This window comes from Streptomyces venezuelae (genome assembly GCF_008642335.1).
Lineage (GTDB): Bacteria > Actinomycetota > Actinomycetes > Streptomycetales > Streptomycetaceae > Streptomyces > Streptomyces venezuelae_F.
Genome location: NZ_CP029191.1, coordinates 5,744,923 through 5,759,319, shown reverse-complemented (window position 1 = coordinate 5,759,319; position 14,397 = coordinate 5,744,923). Strand labels below are relative to the sequence as shown.

Genomic DNA, 14,397 nt, shown 5'->3' with positions numbered 1-14,397 from the left:
CCGGTCCGTCCCAGCTTCAGCCGACGCGCTTTCCAAGTACGAGAATTCGGGTGCGCATGGCATTGACCCTCCCCCCGGCACGCAGTACCTGTCAAGTAGGTGGGACGGGGGTCTCATTATGTGAACGCGCATAGGTCGCGGGGCCGCCCGTGAGCGTCCCCGGAGGGCCGCCCGCGTACGTTCCCGGAGGCCCGACCGCATACGGGGGCGCGCCGCCCGCGAACGCCGCGGCCGGGCCTCCGTACGCCGCCGCGGAGCCGCCCGTGTACGTCGCGGGGCGGCCGCCCGCCAGCACCGGTTCGGCCGGGCCGCGCGGCACCGGGTACTCGCCCATCGTGAGCGCCCGCCGCAGCCGGTACTCGTCGAGTGGCCCGGCGAACGCCATGCCCTGCCCGTGGGTGCAGCCCATCGCGCGCAGGGCCACCACCTGCTCGGGCAGGTCGACACCGTCGGCCACGGAGTCCAGGCCCAGGTCGTTCGCGATGCGGAGGAGTCCGGAAGTGATCTTGTGCAGCCGCGCGGACTCGACTACGCCCTCGACGAGGCCGCGGTCCAGCTTCAGGACGTCGATGGGGAGCCGCCGCAGGGCCGTGATCGCCGCGTACCCGCTGCCGAAGCCGTCGAGCGCGATGCGCACCCCGAGCCTGCGCAGGGCGGCCAGCCGGCGCTCCAGGTCGTCGAGGGAGACCCGGGGGTCGGTCTCGGCGAGCTCGATGACGAGCGCGCCGGAGGGCAGTCCGTGGCGGGTCAGGAGCGCCTCGATGGAGCCCAGTGGCAGGGAGCGGTCCAGGAGGCGGCGGGCGCTCATGCGGACGGCGACGGGCACGGCGTGCCCGGTCCTGCCGCGTTCGGCTGCCTGCTCCACGGCGTTCTCGAACGTCCAGCGGCCCAGCTCGGCCGCCCGCTTGTCCTGCGCCGCCTTGGAGTCGGCGACCCGCAGGAACTCGGCGGGCGTGAAGAGGATGCCCTGCGCCGAGCGCCAGCGGGCCTGCGCGGCGACCGCCGTGATCCGGCCGTCGTCCAGGGAGACGACGGGCTGGTGGAGCAGCGCGAACTCGCCGTCGTGCAGCGCGGCGCGCAGCCGGGTGGCGAGCTCCGCCTTGCGGACGACGTCGGCCTGCATCTGGGGTGCGTACAGCTCGACGCGCCCCTTGCCCGCGGCCTTGGCGCGGTACATCGCGAGGTCGGCGTTGCGGAGCAGTTCGCCGGCGCCGATGCCGGGTTCGGCGAAGGCCACGCCGATGGACGCCGCCACGCGCACGTCGTTGCCGTCGATGGCGTAGGGCTGGGACAGGGTGATTCTGAGCCGGTCGGCGAGTTCGTAGATGTGCTGTTCTCTCGCGGCCTGGTCCCTGGTTCCGTCGCCGACGATGAGAGCCGCGAACTCATCGCCGCCGAGCCGGGAGGCGGTGTCGCCCGAACGCACCGCCTCCTGGAGTCTGCGCGCGGCCTGGATGAGCAGCTCGTCCCCGGCCTGGTGTCCGATGGTGTCGTTGACGGCCTTGAAGCCGTCGAGGTCGATGAAGAGCACGGCCGTGCCGCGGTCGGTGACTCTGCGGCCGGTCAGCGCCTGGCTCACGCGCCGGGTGAACAGGGCGCGGTTGGGCAGGTCGGTGAGCGGGTCGTGCTCGGCGTTGTGCTGCAACTGCGCCTGGAGCCTGACCCGTTCGGTGACGTCTCTGCTGTTGAAGATGAGCCCGCCCTGGTGGCGGTTGACGGTGGACTCCACGTTGAGCCAGTCGCCGTCGCCGGACTTGAAGCGGCACTCGATGCGGGTGGTGGGTTCCTCGACGGGGTTGGCGGCGAGGAATCTGCGCACTTCGTGGACGACACGGCCAAGGTCCTCGGGGTGCATGAGGGAGGCCAGTTCGGAGCCCACGAGCTCTTCGGCGTCCCTGCCGTAGACCCCGGAGGCGGCCGGGGACACGTAGTGCAGGATGCCGTTCGGCGCGGCGATCATGATGACGTCGCTGGAGCCCTGGACCAGGGACCTGAAGTGGTTCTCCTTCTGGGCCAGTTCCTGGGTGAGCGTGATGTTGTCCAGGAGCATGATGCCCTGGCGCACCACGAGTGCGAGGACGACGGTGCCCGCGGTGAAGAGCACGACGCGGTCCACACTGCGGCCGTTCAGCACGTTGTAGAGGATCCCCAACGTGCAGACGGCGGCGGCCAGATACGGCGTGAGGGCGGCCAGCGATCCGGCGATCGGACGGGTCGCGGGGGCCGGGTCCTCGGGCTCGCTGTCGTACGGCACGCGCGTGCGACCCGGTCCGAGTCCGTCGCGCGCGTGCCAGGGCGCGGCCCACGGGGCGTACGCCAGGAGGAGCGAGCCCGCGAACCATCCGGCGTCCAGCATCTGGCCGGAGCGGTAACTGGTGTGCAGCAGCGGCGAGGTGAACAGCGCGTCGCACATCACGGTCAGGGCGAGCGCGCCGATCGCGGTGTTCACCGCGGAGCGGTTGGCGGACGACCTCCTGAAGTGCAGCGCCAGGACCATGCTGACCAGCGCGATGTCCAGGAGGGGGTACGCCAGGGAGAGCGCGGCGTACGCGACGCTCTGGCCCTCGAACTGCGCGGTGTGCGCGAGCGCGAGGCTCCAGGAGAGGGTGAGGAGCGACCCCCCGATCAGCCACGAGTCGAGGGCCAGGCACCCCCAACCCGCCTTGGTCACCGGGCGCTTGGCGAGCACGAGGAGTCCGATGATGGCGGGCGGCGCGAAGCAGAGGAAGAAGAGGTCGGCGAAGCCCGGACTGGGGACGGGGCGGTCGAGGACGACCTCGTACCATCCCCATACGCCGTTGCCGAAGGCTGCCATCGCGGAGGAGAGCGCGAAGAGCAGCCATGCGGGTCGAAAGCGGCTTCGGCGGGTGCGCGAGTAGCGGAAGCAGGAGACCGCGGCGGCGGCCGCGGCGACGCTCAGGCCGAAGTCGCCCATGATCAGGGCCAGTCGCTCGGACCCCCAGCCGAGGGCCGATCCTGTGGCGTACGCCCCGCAGACCAGCAGCAGGGCCAGCTGGGAGACGACGCCGCGGCCTCCGGGCAGCGGGCGCCGGGCCAGTGGGATCCTGGGCGGCAGCGCCGCCACTCCCCCGTCGAGGACGGGGGTGGAGGTCGCGCGGGCGTTCACCGGGCCGCCCCGGTCCGTGCCGCCCCCGTGTCCGTCCGGCTCGCGCGTCGGCCGGGCCGACAGGGGCGCTGTGGTGTGCGGCGGCGTCCGGTGGTGCGGCTCGCGGTCCGCCTGCGTCTGCGGGTCGGTGTGCGCCGGAGTCGTCGGCTGAGGTTCCGCCGCGTCGGATCGTTCACCCATAGGCCGTGCATCGCCCGTCGCCCCCCTCGCAGTCTGATGTCTCGTCCCCGCGCCGAACGGTTCACGGCGCATCCCCTGTCGGGACGATACACCAGAGTCGTCACTCAGGGACATAGCTCCTCTACGCTCCGTGACTACGGAGGGAGGAGCGGACACGGGGCGCACACGGACCGACGCGTAGCGTGCACAAATGACCGCCGGGCGATCAACTGCCCGTTGTCAGCACCACGTTGTCCAGTGACTGTCCGGCCACGTACTTGGTCAGTTGCGCGGCCAGCAGGCGTTTGGCGCGGGGCAGGTACGCCGAGGACGAGCCGCCCACGTGCGGGCTGACCAGTGTTCCTGGAGCGTGCCACAGCGGGTGACCTGCGGGCAGCGGTTCGGGGTCGGTCACGTCGAGGGCGGCGGTGATGCGGCCGGACTCCAGTTCGGCGAGGAGCGCCTTGGTGTCGACGACGGGTCCGCGGGCCACGTTCACGAGGAGCGCGCCGTCCTTCATGCGGGCCAGGAAGTCGGCTCCCACCAGCCCGCGCGTGGCCTCGGTGAGCGGTGTCGAAAGGATGACGACGTCCGCCTGGGGCAGCAGGGAAGGCAGCTCGGCGAGCGGGTGCACGGGGCCGCGCTCCGTGGCACGGGCAGAGCGCGCGACGCGCGCCACCCGCGCGCATTCGAAAGCGGTGAGCCGGTCCTCGATGGCGGAACCGATCGATCCGTATCCCACGATGAGCACGGATTTGTCGGCGAGCGCCGGGTAGAAACCGGACCGCCACTCCTCCTGCCGCTGCCCCTCCACGAAGCGCGGGATGCCGCGCAGCGAGGCGAGGACGAGGGTGAGCGCGAGCTCGGCGGTGCTCGCCTCGTGGACGCCGCGGGCGTTGCACAACTCCACGCCCGGCGCGAGGAACTTGATCCCCGGCTCCACGTGATCGATGCCCGCGGTCAGTGTCTGTACGACGCGCACGGACGTCATGGCGGACAGGGGACGTACCGCGGTCTCCGTGCCCTTCATGTAGGGCACCACATAGAAGACGCAGTCGGCCGGGTCCGCGGGGAAGTCGGGGCCGCCGTCCCAGTAACGGTAGGTGAGCCCGGCGTCGGCGGCCGCGGGCAGGCCCTGGATCTCGTGCGCCTCGAACGGAAGCCATACATCTGTCGTCATGGCCTGGAGGCTAATGCGCGCCGGAGTGCGCCGTCGGCGGGAGGGCAACGGTCGAGGCCACCGGGGCGAAAGGTTAGTTTGGATGATCTCCGAACGAGGGGCGGGAGGGCACGACCAGGTGGAGCGCAGGACGATCGGCGCGGGGGCGCTCGAAGTGGGCGCCGTCGGACTCGGCTGCATGCCGATGAGCTGGGCGTACACCGGCTCGCGGCAGCGGGGCGACGCGTCGATGCGCACCGTGCACGCGGCGCTGGACGCGGCGGGTGGCGCCGACGGGGGCCGCGGCGGGGGGATGCTCCTCGACACGGCGGACATGTACGGGCCCTTCACCAACGAGCTGTTGATCGGCCGGGTCCTGAAGGAACGGCGCGCGGAGGCGTTCGTCTCGACGAAGTGCGGGCTGCTGGTGGGCGAGCAGCACATCGTCGCCAACGGCCGTCCCGGCTATGTGAAGCGGGCCTGCGACGCGTCGCTGCGACGGCTCCAGACGGACACCATCGACCTGTACCAACTGCACCGCGCCGACCCCGAGGTCCCCATCGAGGAGACGTGGGGCGCGATGGCCGAACTCGTCGCCGCGGGGAAGGTGCGGGCTCTGGGGCTGTGCGCCGTGGGGGCGCGCGCCCAGCGGCGTTCTGCGCCGGGGCGCCCGGGTCGGGGGCTGCACGATCTGACGATCCGGCAGCTGGAGCGGGTGCAGCAGGTGTTTCCGGTGAGCGCGGTGCAGGCCGAGCTGTCGGTGTGGTCGCCGGAGGCGCTGGACGCGCTGCTGCCGTGGTGTGTGGCGCGCGGTGTCGGGTTCCTCGCGGCGATGCCGCTGGGGAATGGTTTCCTCACGGGGACGCTGAAGCCCGGCATGGGCTTCGAGCCCGACGACCTGCGGGCCCGGCATCCCCGGTTCACCGCGGAGATGATGGCGGCGAACCAGCCGCTGGTGGTGGGGTTGCGCAGGGTGGCGGAACGGCACGGGGCGACTCCGGCGCAGGCGGCGCTGGCGTGGGTGCTCGCGCAGGGGCGGCACGTGGTGCCGATACCGGGGGCCAAGCGGGAGCGGTGGGCGGTCGAGAACGCCGGGGCGGCGTCGATCCGGCTCACGGAGCGTGACCTGGCGGAGCTCGCGGCGCTGCCGCCGGCGCTGGGGTCGTGGGACTGAGCCATGACTGGGTGATCCCGTGGCGGCGGATCGGGAACCTGCGGGCCGCGGGCGGTGTATGAACAGGGGAAGCGCTGCGTCGAAGGGATCCTGATCGTGCATCGACCTGCTGTCACGGCCGTGCTGGCCGCCGCTGCCCTCGTGTTCGCGGCCGGCTGCTCGTCCGGCGACGACGAACCGGACCGCGCCGAGAGCCCGCCGAAGCGGGACGGGACCAGCCAGTCCCCCACGGGCAGGGCGGGCGCCGACGCCCCGCCGGAGAAGGGCTCGGCGAAGGTCACCCGCACCCTCACCACGGGCCTCAAGTCCCCCTGGGGCCTCGCCGCGCTGCCCGACGGCGACCTGCTGGTGTCCTCGCGCGACGAGGGGACGATCACCCGGATCGACGGGAAGTCGGGCAAGAAGACGGAGCTCGGCTCGGTGCCGGGCGTCTCCCCCGGTGGCGAGGGCGGCCTGATGGGCCTCGCGCTCTCCCCGACGTACGCTTCGGACCACTTCGTGTACGCGTACTTCACGACGGAGTCCGACAACCGCATCGCCCGGATGTTGTACGACGAGAAGAAGCCGGAGGGTGAGCAGTTGGGCGCGCCCGACACCGTCTTCAAGGGCATCCCGAAGGGCCAGATCCACAACGGCGGCCGGATCGCTTTCGGCCCGGACAAGATGCTGTACGCGGGCGCGGGTGAGACGGGGGACACGGACCTCGCGCAGGACAAGAAGTCCCTGGGCGGCAAGATCCTCCGCCTCACCCCGGACGGCGAGCCCGCCCCCGGCAACCCCTTCGGCGACTCCCCCGTGTACTCGTTCGGGCACCGGAACGTGCAGGGCCTGGCCTGGGACGAGCAGAAGCGGCTGTGGGCCTCGGAGTTCGGCCAGGACACCTGGGACGAGCTGAACGAGATCGAGTCCGGCGGGAACTACGGCTGGCCTGAAGTGGAGGGCAAGGAGGACAAGGAGGGTTTCCGCGATCCGGTCGCGCAGTGGAAGACCTCCGAGGCCTCACCGAGCGGGGTCGCCTACGCCGAGGGCTCGGTGTGGATGGCGGGACTGCGGGGCGAGCGGTTGTGGCGTATCCCGGTGCGGGGCGTGGAGGGCGAGCCGGAGCCGCAGGCGTTCCTGAAGGGCGAGTACGGCCGCCTGCGCACGGTGCTCGCGGCGGGCGGCGACAAGCTGTGGCTGGTCACCAGTGAGACGGACTCGCGGGGCACCCCGGAGAAGGGGGACGACAAGATCCTGGAGGTGCGGGTGAAGTAGCTCAGCTCTCCGGCTCGTCGCCGTCCTCGCGCGGGGACGGCACGGGCGGGCGTACGACCACCTTGCCCGAGGTCAGGTCTATCGGCCCGCGCCCCGGGTCGCCGTCGGCGACGTCGACGCGGCTCAGTTCCAGGCGCTTCTTCTCGTCGTCGGTGTGCCTGCGGCCCGGCGCGAACAGGGCCTCGATCGCGTTGAACACTGCGCCTCCCAGGAGCCGTGATTCCGCAGTCCAGCGTAGGCGAGGCCGCCACAGTCCTGCTGGGGAGCGGGAACGTACAGGTCAGCGCACCGCCGGGGGGAAGAGTCGCAGGCGGTGGGCGAGGGCAGCGGCCTCGCCGCGGCCGGTGACGGACAGCTTGGCGAGGATGTTGGAGACATGGACGCTCGCCGTCTTCGGGGAGATGAAGAGCTCCTCGGCGATCTGCCGGTTGCTGCGGCCCACGGCGACCAGCCGCAGGACGTCCCGCTCCCTGCTGGTGAGACCGAGCGCCTCGGCGGGGTCGGCCGGTGCCTCGGGGGCGCGGGCGGTCTCGGCGGGGTTCAGGGTGAGGCGGGCGCGCTGGGCGAGTCCGGTGATCGCGTCGGAGAGCGGGCGGGCGCCGAGCCGGTCGGCGACCTCCGCCGCCTGCCGCAGGAGGTCCGCGGCGCGCTCGCGGTCGGTGGTGTCCGGGCCGAGCAGGGACTCGGCGAGGCGCAGGCGGACACGGGCCAGGTCGAAGGGGCGGTCGAGGGGTTCGACGGCGGCGACCACGGTGGTCCAGTCGGCGAGGGTGTCGCGGCCCTCGGAGCGGAGGAGTTCGGCGCGGGTCCATTCGTCGTAGGCCCGCCAGAGCGGGATGGGGGTGGCGAGGGACTTGGTGGCGGCGCGGATGCGGGCGAGGGCGGCGGGGCGGCCGGGTTCGGCGGCGGGCAGGCCGCGGGCGTCGGCCTCCATCCGGGCGGCGGCGAGCAGGAGCGGCCAGCCGTACTTGTAGGTGCCGAAGGGGAGGCCGGGGGCGACGCCGCGTTCGAGTGCGGCGCGGGCGTCGAGGATGCGGCCCTCGGCGGCGGCGACACCCAGGGCGATACGGAGGAGGACGAGGGTGTACTGGGGCTGGGGGTCGTGGGTGCCGAGGTGGTGGTGGGCGGTCTGCATGTGCCGGAGGGCGGCGGCGTACTCACCGCGGTGCAGGGCCATGCGGGCCAGGCGTTCGGAGGCCGAGACGCGGGGTTTTGAACTCTGGACGCAGCGCTGGGTGTGGGCGACGGCCTCGGCGGCCTCGTCCCAGCGGCCGAGGGAGATGAGGGACTCGGCGACGTTGGCCCAGACCCAGCCCTCGGTGTCGACCAGGCCGTACTTGCGGCAGAACTCGATGCCCTCCATGCCGACGCGGACGGCTTCGGCGGAGCGGCCGACGCCTTCCAGGGAGGAGGGCAGGTTGATGTGGACGCGGCTCAGGTTGGTGACCAGGGCGTCGCGGACGACGCGGTCCCTGATCTCGTACATCTCGGCGAGGCCGGCCTCGGGGTCGCCGGCCTCGACGAGGAGGGCGCCGCGGGTGAGGCGGGCGTTGAGCTCGATGACGTCGGCCTTGACCATGCGGGCGTACTCGACGGCGCGTTCGGCGGCGGCGAGGGTCTCGGGCCCCGGGGCGTGGAGCATGCCCCAGGAGGCGCGGTGGACCAGGACCTCGGCGTGCACCTCGGACGGCGGCAGGCCGCGCATCAGCTCCTCGGCCTTGGCTATCTCGTCCCAGCCGTCACTGCGGCCCAGGGTGGAGACGAGGCGGGAGCGGGCTATCCAGAACCAGGCGGCGCGGTGGGGGTCGTGGCCGTCGTCGAGGGTGCGCAGGGCACGCTTGGTGATCTTCAGGGCGCGTTCGCGTTCGCCGCAGAGGCGGCCCGCGACCGTGGCCTCGGCCATCAGGTCCAGGTAGTCGAGGGGCGTGGTGGCGGGGTCGCAGCCGCAGGGCGGATAACCCTCTACGTAGTCGGCGGGGCGGAGTTCTCGGCGGACGGCGTCCGGGGCGTCGTCCCAGAGCTCCATCGCGCGTTCGAGGAGGCGGAGTTGCTCGCTGTAGGCGTGCCGGTGGCGGGCCTCGACGGAGGCGCCGAGGACGGCGGGCAGGGCCTTGGCCGCGTCGTGCGCGTGGTACCAGTACGTGGCGAGGCGGGCGGCGCGCTGGTCGGCGGCGACGAGCGAGGGGTCGGCCTCCAGGGCTTCGGCGAAGCGGCGGTTGATGCGGGAGCGCTCGCCGGGCAGCAGGTCGTCGCTGACGGCCTCGCGGACCAGGGAGTGCCGGAAGCGGTAGCCGTCGCCGTCCGGGGACGCGAGCAGGATGTTGGCGCCGACCGCGGCCCGCAACGCCTCGATCAGGTCGTCCTCGCCGAGCCCGGCGACCTCGGCGAGCAGTTCGTACTCGACGGTGGAGCCGCCCTCGGCGACGATCCGCGCCACCCGCTGGGTGTCCTCGGGCAACTCCTCCACGCGGACGAGGAGCAGGTCGCGCAGGGAGTCCGTCAGGCCGGCGCAGCTGTCGCCGCCGTGGGAGGCGACGGCGAGCTCCTCGACGAAGAACGCGTTGCCGTCGGAGCGGTCGAACACGTCGTCCACCAGGGACGGTTCGGGTTCGGTGGCGAGGATCCCGGCCATCTGGCGGGCGACCTCGTCCTTGGTGAGGCGGCCCAGTTCGAGGCGGCGCACGGTGCGCAGCCTGTCGAGTTCGGCGAGGAGGGGGCGCAGGGGGTGGCGGCGGTGGATGTCGTCGGCGCGGTAGGTGGCGAGGAGGACGAGGCGGCCGCCGCGCAGGGTGCGGAAGAGATACGCGAGGAGGTGGCGGGTCGAGGCGTCGGCCCAGTGCAGGTCCTCCAGGGCGACGACGACGGTGCGGTCGCGCGAGACGCGTTCCAGGAGGCGTGCGGTGAGTTCGAAGAGGCGCGCCGTGCCCTCGTCGGAGCGGCCGCCGGGGGTGTGTCCGTGCGGGGCGGGTCCCGCCAGTTCGGGCAGGAGTCTGGCGAGCTCCTCCTCCTGGCCCTCGGCCGCGGCGGCCAGTTCGTCGGGGAGCAGGCGGCGCAGGGCGCGCAGCGCGGTGGAGAAGGGGGCGAACGGCAGGCCGTCGGCGCCGATCTCGACGCAGCCGCCGACCGCGACGACGGCGCCCTGTTCCCGGGCGGCCGCGGTGAACTCCTCGACGAGGCGGGTCTTGCCGACTCCCGCCTCGCCGCCGAGCAGCAACGCCTGGGGCTCGCCCGGGCCCGGGCCCCCGGCTCCTTCGAGGGGGGTGCCCGTGGCGCGGGCGAGCGCTTCGTTCAGTACGCCCAGTTCATCGGTGCGGCCGACGAACACCGGGCTGACGGACCTGGTCTCCACAGCCGCGAGCATCGCACAGTGCGAGGACACCACGGCACCCGTTATCCGCACAGCGGACAGAGGTGCGGAGGTCGTCATGTCAGGCGGCCCGCATGAAGCGGATCTTCCGGAAGGGCGTACTCACCGGCCCCTCGGCTTCGTCGCGGGCCGATCGGCGGGCGGCGGCGCGGTGCTTGCGGGCCTCGCCGACCAGACGCTGGTGGTCGGCCTGACGGGCCAGCTCGGCGGCGCGCATCTGGTGCATCTCGTACTCGAACATCTCGTGCCCCTCGGGTGGTGGGTGGTATCGCCGGTGTCGTTCCCTGCGATGTCTCCACTTTCGTCTCCCAGGGGGGTCGCCCACATCGGGCGGCTGCCGCATCTCCGGGGCGTGGGGGTCCTTAGACGTGACGGAGGGCGGGGCGGGGGCCTTAGCCCCTGCCCCGCCCGTGCCTTAGGCGTCCCGCGACGTGCCGCCCACGAAGGCGACGAGCCGCCTACGAGGGTGCCGAGGGCAGTCCGAGCAGCAGGTCGGAGTACTTGGCGATGGCGAGGACGAGCCCGATCACGCCGAGCACGAAGCCCGCCCACGCGACGGACTTGATCCACGGCGCGGGCTCCTTGCCGGGAGCGCCGAACGCGGGCCGGACGAGGACCAGGAAGCCGATGACGAGCGCGGAGAGCGCGAAGAGCCCGGCGACCAGCGCGGTGGCCTGCCAGGAGTCGCCGTACATCGCCTGGAGCTGGTCGGAGACGCTGGCGGACTGCCGGGCCTTGGTGTCCAGCTGTCCCATGATGTTCGAGCGCGCCCCGGCGATCGTGCCGAGCCAGCCGCCGGAGAGGCCGATCACGCCGAGCGCGGCGGAGACGACGGCCGCGGCGCCCATGCCGACGTCGGTGGACTTGGCGGCGGCGACGGGTTCGGCGTCGGGCTCGTCCAGCGCCTCGTCGTCCGTGTCCGTGTCCGTATTCGTGTCCGCGTCCGCGTCCACGTCCGTCTTTGCGTCGGCAGCGTCGGCCGCGTCGGACTTCGTGACGTCGACCGTCTCCGGCTCTCCGGCCGCGGTCACCTCGTCGGCCTCGGCGTCGGCCCCGGTCCCGGCCGCGCCCTTGGCGGCGGCCGCGTCATCTGTCTTAGTACCCATGCTCCGCACCGTACGGACGGAGTCTGAGAGCTCTCTTAACGCGCGTCGCCAACCGCGCCCGCGTCGCCCTCGCCGCGCAGCGCCCGCCACTCCGGCGCCAGGACGGACCAGACCTCCATGTCGTGCCGGATCCCCTGCCAGGGGAAGCTCTCCCGCAGCACGCCGTCCTTGGTGAAGCCGAGCCGCTTGGCGGCCGCCTTGCTGCGGTCGTTGCGCGAGGAGACGAGCCACTCCACGCGGTGCATGCCGCGCTCGTCGACGGCCCAGTCGATGAGGACCTTGGACGCCTTGTTCACCAGACCGCGCCCGGCGGCCGAGGGCTCCAGCCAGACGCCGACCTCGCAGCCGTCCACGCTGGTGTCGAAGATCCGGAAGAGGACGCCGCCGACGAGCGTGCCGTCCAGCCAGATGCCGTAGAAGCGGCCGGTGTCCGCGGCCTGCCGGTCGGCGAAGGTCTGGAGGAGCTCCCGCGCGGACTCCAGGTCCTTCACCTTCGCGGTGAAGGGCACGTACGGCGCCGCGTACTCCCGCGCCCGCTCGACGTGTTCGAGGAACTCCTGCGCCTGCCACGGCTCGATCGGCCGCAGCTCAGCGCCCTCGCCCAGCGATATCGCGAACATCCTGCTCCTTCGGCCCTGTCATGTCTTCGGCTGTGTCCCGCTGTTCCGGGATCTTCGCAGATGTGCCGCCCGCGTTCGAACGACATTCGGGCGGCTCGATGCTGATGCGCGGCAGGAGGCGGTCCAGGCGGCGCGGCAGCCACCAGTTGGCGCCGCCGAGCAGATGCATGAGGGCCGGCACGAGCAACGTACGCAGCACGAAGGCGTCGAGCGCGACGGCCGCCGCGAGCGCGATGCCGAACATCGCGATGACGCGGTCGCCGCTGAGGACGAAGGCGAGGAAGACCGAGATCATGATGACGGCGGCGGAGTTGATGACGCGGCTCGTCTCGGCGAGCCCGACGCGGACGGCCCGCCGGTTGTCGCCGGTCTCCAGCCATTCCTCGTACATCCGGCTGACCAGGAAGACCTGGTAGTCCATGGAGAGCCCGAAGAGCACGGACACCATGATCACGGGGAGGAAGGGTTCGATGGGGCCCGCTCTGCCGAGTCCGAGCAGTTCGCTCCCCCACCCCCACTGGAAGATCGCGACGACGACGCCGAAGGCGGAGGCGACGGCGGCGACGTTCATCGCGGCGGCCTTGAGGGGGATGCCGACGGAGCGGAAGGCCAGCAGGAGCAGGACGCAGCCGAGCCCGATGACCACGCCCACGAAGAGCGGCAGTTTGCCGACGATGACCTCGGCGAAGTCGTCGTAGCTCGCGGTGACGCCGCCGACGCGCAGGTCCAGGGAGCGGTCGGCCTCGGCCCGCGGCAGGACGTCCTCGCGCAGCCGGTCGACGAGCGCGCTGGTCGCCTCGGACTGCGGTGCCGAGTCGGGGACGACGGTGAGGAACGCGGCGCGGCCGCCGTCGTCGTACGTCACCGGGCCGACGGAGGCGATGCCCTCGGTCGACCTCAGCGTCGTGACGAGGTCGTCGAGGGCCACCCGGCCGCCCGCTCCGTAGACGTCGCCCACTAGGGTCAGGGGGCCGTTCACGCCGGGCCCGAAGCCGTCGGCGAGCAGGTCGTACGCCTGCCGTGTCGTGGCCTTCGCCGGGTTGTTGCCCTGGTCGGACGTGCCCAGGTGCAGGCCGAGCGTGGGCAGTGCGAGCACGGCCATGACGAGGACCGCGACGGCGCCGAGCAGCTTGGGGTGGCGCTCCACGAAGGCGGCCCAGCGGGCGGCGAGCCCGGTCGGCAGCTCGGGTTCGGGGCCGTGCGCGGCGATCCTGCGGCGCTCGCGGCGGCTGAGCGCGCGCGGGCCGATCCAGCCGAGGAGGGCGGGCAGCAGGGTGACGGACGCGGCGACGGTGAGGACGACGGTCAGCGACGCGGCGATGGCGACGCCGTTGAGGAAGCCGAGCCGCAGGATGAGCATGCCGAGGAGGGCGATGCACACGGTGGCGCCCGCGAAGACGACGGCGCGTCCGGTGGTGGCGACGGCGCGCTCGGCGGCGACGGCGACGGGCAGGCCGCGTTTGAGGCCCTTGCGGTGTCTGGTGACGATGAAGAGGGCGTAGTCGATGCCGACGCCGAGCCCGATGAGGGTGCCGAGCATCGGTGCGAAGTCGGCGACGGTCATCAGGTGGCCGAGCAGCACGATGCCCGCGTACGCGGTGCCGACGGACACCAGGGCGGTGGCGATGGGCAGGGCGGACGCGGCGAGGGAGCCGAAGGCGAGGAAGAGGACGACGGCGGCGACGGCCACGCCGACGACCTCGGCGACCTGGGCGCTCTTGGACTCGGTGAGCCCGATGGCGGTGCCGCCGAGCTCGACCTGGAGGCGGTCGGACGCGGCGGCCTTGGCGGTGTCGACGACGGCCTGGGCGTCGGCCTTGTCGATGTCGTCGGCCTGTTCGCGGAAGGTGACGGTGGCGTACGCCGTGCGGCCGTCGGCGCTGATCCGGCTCGCGCCCCCGTGGTCGTAGGGGCCGGAAACGGAAGCCACGGCGGGCTGGTCGGCGATCTTGCCGAGGGCGTCGGACATCGTCTGCTCGACGTCGGCGGCGCGGACGGAGGTGCCGGGCCCGGTGTGCCAGACGACGGTGTCGCTGTCACCGCCGAGGCCGTGGAAGTTCTCGTTCAGGAGCTGGGTCGCACGGCCCGACTCGGTGCCCGGTACTTCGTAGTCGTTCGAGTACGCGGATCCGGCGACGGCCGCGGCGGTCGCGGCGCCGCCGAGAGCGAGGAGCCACAGCAGGACGACGACGAGGCGGTGCCTGACGCACCAGCGGGCAAGTGCTGCCACGGACCGGCTCCCTGGTTGTTTCGTGGATCTTCACCGGGAGCGGCAGTCGACGAACTGAACGGCCCGCAAAGAACGCATGAGTGGCGACATGTGCGCCGCAGTCACTTTGACAGCCGTTGGAGATCATTGGTCCGCTTCGTGGCCTTACTCACAAGAGCACAAGGAGCGCGGGGGCTCATCGTGAGCCCCTCGCGCCCCCTG

General features: G+C 72.5%; 10 protein-coding genes. 2 read left to right on the top strand and 8 right to left on the bottom strand.

Annotation, left to right across the window (positions count from 1 at the left end):
- Positions 1 to 91 precede the first annotated feature (91 nt).
- Both DEJ49_RS26125 and DEJ49_RS26115 read right to left on the bottom strand, forming a co-directional pair.
- Positions 92 to 3,307 carry a putative bifunctional diguanylate cyclase/phosphodiesterase gene (locus tag DEJ49_RS26125; protein ID WP_150186372.1) on the bottom strand — a complete coding sequence of 1,072 codons (3,216 nt, stop codon included), beginning with the start codon at positions 3,305 to 3,307 and terminating at the stop codon, positions 92 to 94.
- A gap of 205 nt (positions 3,308 to 3,512) precedes the next feature.
- Entirely contained in the window at positions 3,513 to 4,466 is a 954-nt protein-coding gene (locus DEJ49_RS26115; protein ID WP_150186371.1) for a 2-hydroxyacid dehydrogenase, read from the bottom strand.
- A 118-nt stretch (positions 4,467 to 4,584) separates the two neighbouring features.
- Here DEJ49_RS26115 and DEJ49_RS26110 point away from each other — a divergent pair, with 118 nt between their 5' ends.
- Both DEJ49_RS26110 and DEJ49_RS26105 read left to right on the top strand, forming a co-directional pair.
- On the top strand, positions 4,585 to 5,619 hold the full coding sequence (locus DEJ49_RS26110; RefSeq protein ID WP_150188487.1) for an aldo/keto reductase: 1,035 nt from the start codon (positions 4,585 to 4,587) through the stop codon (positions 5,617 to 5,619).
- Between the two features lie 90 nt (positions 5,620 to 5,709).
- Positions 5,710 to 6,873 carry a PQQ-dependent sugar dehydrogenase gene (locus tag DEJ49_RS26105; protein WP_190329649.1) on the top strand — a complete coding sequence of 388 codons (1,164 nt, stop codon included), beginning with the start codon at positions 5,710 to 5,712 and terminating at the stop codon, positions 6,871 to 6,873.
- Position 6,874: 1 nt separating this feature from the next.
- Here DEJ49_RS26105 and DEJ49_RS26100 read toward each other — a convergent pair whose 3' ends face one another.
- The 6 genes from DEJ49_RS26100 to DEJ49_RS26075 all read right to left on the bottom strand — a co-directional run bounded on the left by DEJ49_RS26100 (position 6,875) and on the right by DEJ49_RS26075 (position 14,196).
- Positions 6,875 to 7,072 (bottom strand): DUF6191 domain-containing protein, encoded by a 198-nt coding sequence (locus DEJ49_RS26100; protein WP_150186369.1) that lies wholly within the window; start codon positions 7,070 to 7,072, stop codon positions 6,875 to 6,877.
- 81 nt (positions 7,073 to 7,153) lie between these two features.
- A complete protein-coding gene (locus DEJ49_RS26095; RefSeq protein WP_150188486.1) occupies positions 7,154 to 10,234 on the bottom strand; it encodes a helix-turn-helix transcriptional regulator in 3,081 nt (1,026 codons plus the stop codon).
- 67 nt (positions 10,235 to 10,301) lie between these two features.
- Positions 10,302 to 10,481 carry a hypothetical protein gene (locus tag DEJ49_RS26090; protein WP_150186368.1) on the bottom strand — a complete coding sequence of 60 codons (180 nt, stop codon included), beginning with the start codon at positions 10,479 to 10,481 and terminating at the stop codon, positions 10,302 to 10,304.
- Positions 10,482 to 10,698: 217 nt separating this feature from the next.
- Positions 10,699 to 11,346 carry a hypothetical protein gene (locus DEJ49_RS26085; RefSeq protein ID WP_150186367.1) on the bottom strand — a complete coding sequence of 216 codons (648 nt, stop codon included), beginning with the start codon at positions 11,344 to 11,346 and terminating at the stop codon, positions 10,699 to 10,701.
- Between the two features lie 35 nt (positions 11,347 to 11,381).
- Positions 11,382 to 11,966, bottom strand: a complete 585-nt coding sequence (locus tag DEJ49_RS26080) for a GNAT family N-acetyltransferase (RefSeq protein WP_150186366.1) — start codon at positions 11,964 to 11,966, stop codon at positions 11,382 to 11,384.
- Positions 11,935 to 14,196 carry an MMPL family transporter gene (locus tag DEJ49_RS26075; RefSeq protein WP_150186365.1) on the bottom strand — a complete coding sequence of 754 codons (2,262 nt, stop codon included), beginning with the start codon at positions 14,194 to 14,196 and terminating at the stop codon, positions 11,935 to 11,937. Before DEJ49_RS26075 ends, DEJ49_RS26080 begins: the two co-directional genes overlap by 32 nt.
- Positions 14,197 to 14,397 lie beyond the last annotated feature (201 nt).

What these genes read in the sequence shown, in the direction of transcription:
- DEJ49_RS26090 (WP_150186368.1), bottom strand. Translation starts at nt 10,481, where the DNA reads ATGTTCGAGTACGAGATGCACCAGATGCGCGCCGCCGAGCTGGCCCGT.
- DEJ49_RS26080 (WP_150186366.1), bottom strand. Translation starts at nt 11,966, where the DNA reads ATGTTCGCGATATCGCTGGGCGAGGGCGCTGAGCTGCGGCCGATCGAG.
- DEJ49_RS26125 (WP_150186372.1), bottom strand. Translation starts at nt 3,307, where the DNA reads ATGGGTGAACGATCCGACGCGGCGGAACCTCAGCCGACGACTCCGGCG.
- DEJ49_RS26115 (WP_150186371.1), bottom strand. Translation starts at nt 4,466, where the DNA reads ATGACGACAGATGTATGGCTTCCGTTCGAGGCGCACGAGATCCAGGGC.
- DEJ49_RS26085 (WP_150186367.1), bottom strand. Translation starts at nt 11,346, where the DNA reads ATGGGTACTAAGACAGATGACGCGGCCGCCGCCAAGGGCGCGGCCGGG.
- DEJ49_RS26095 (WP_150188486.1), bottom strand. Translation starts at nt 10,234, where the DNA reads ATGCTCGCGGCTGTGGAGACCAGGTCCGTCAGCCCGGTGTTCGTCGGC.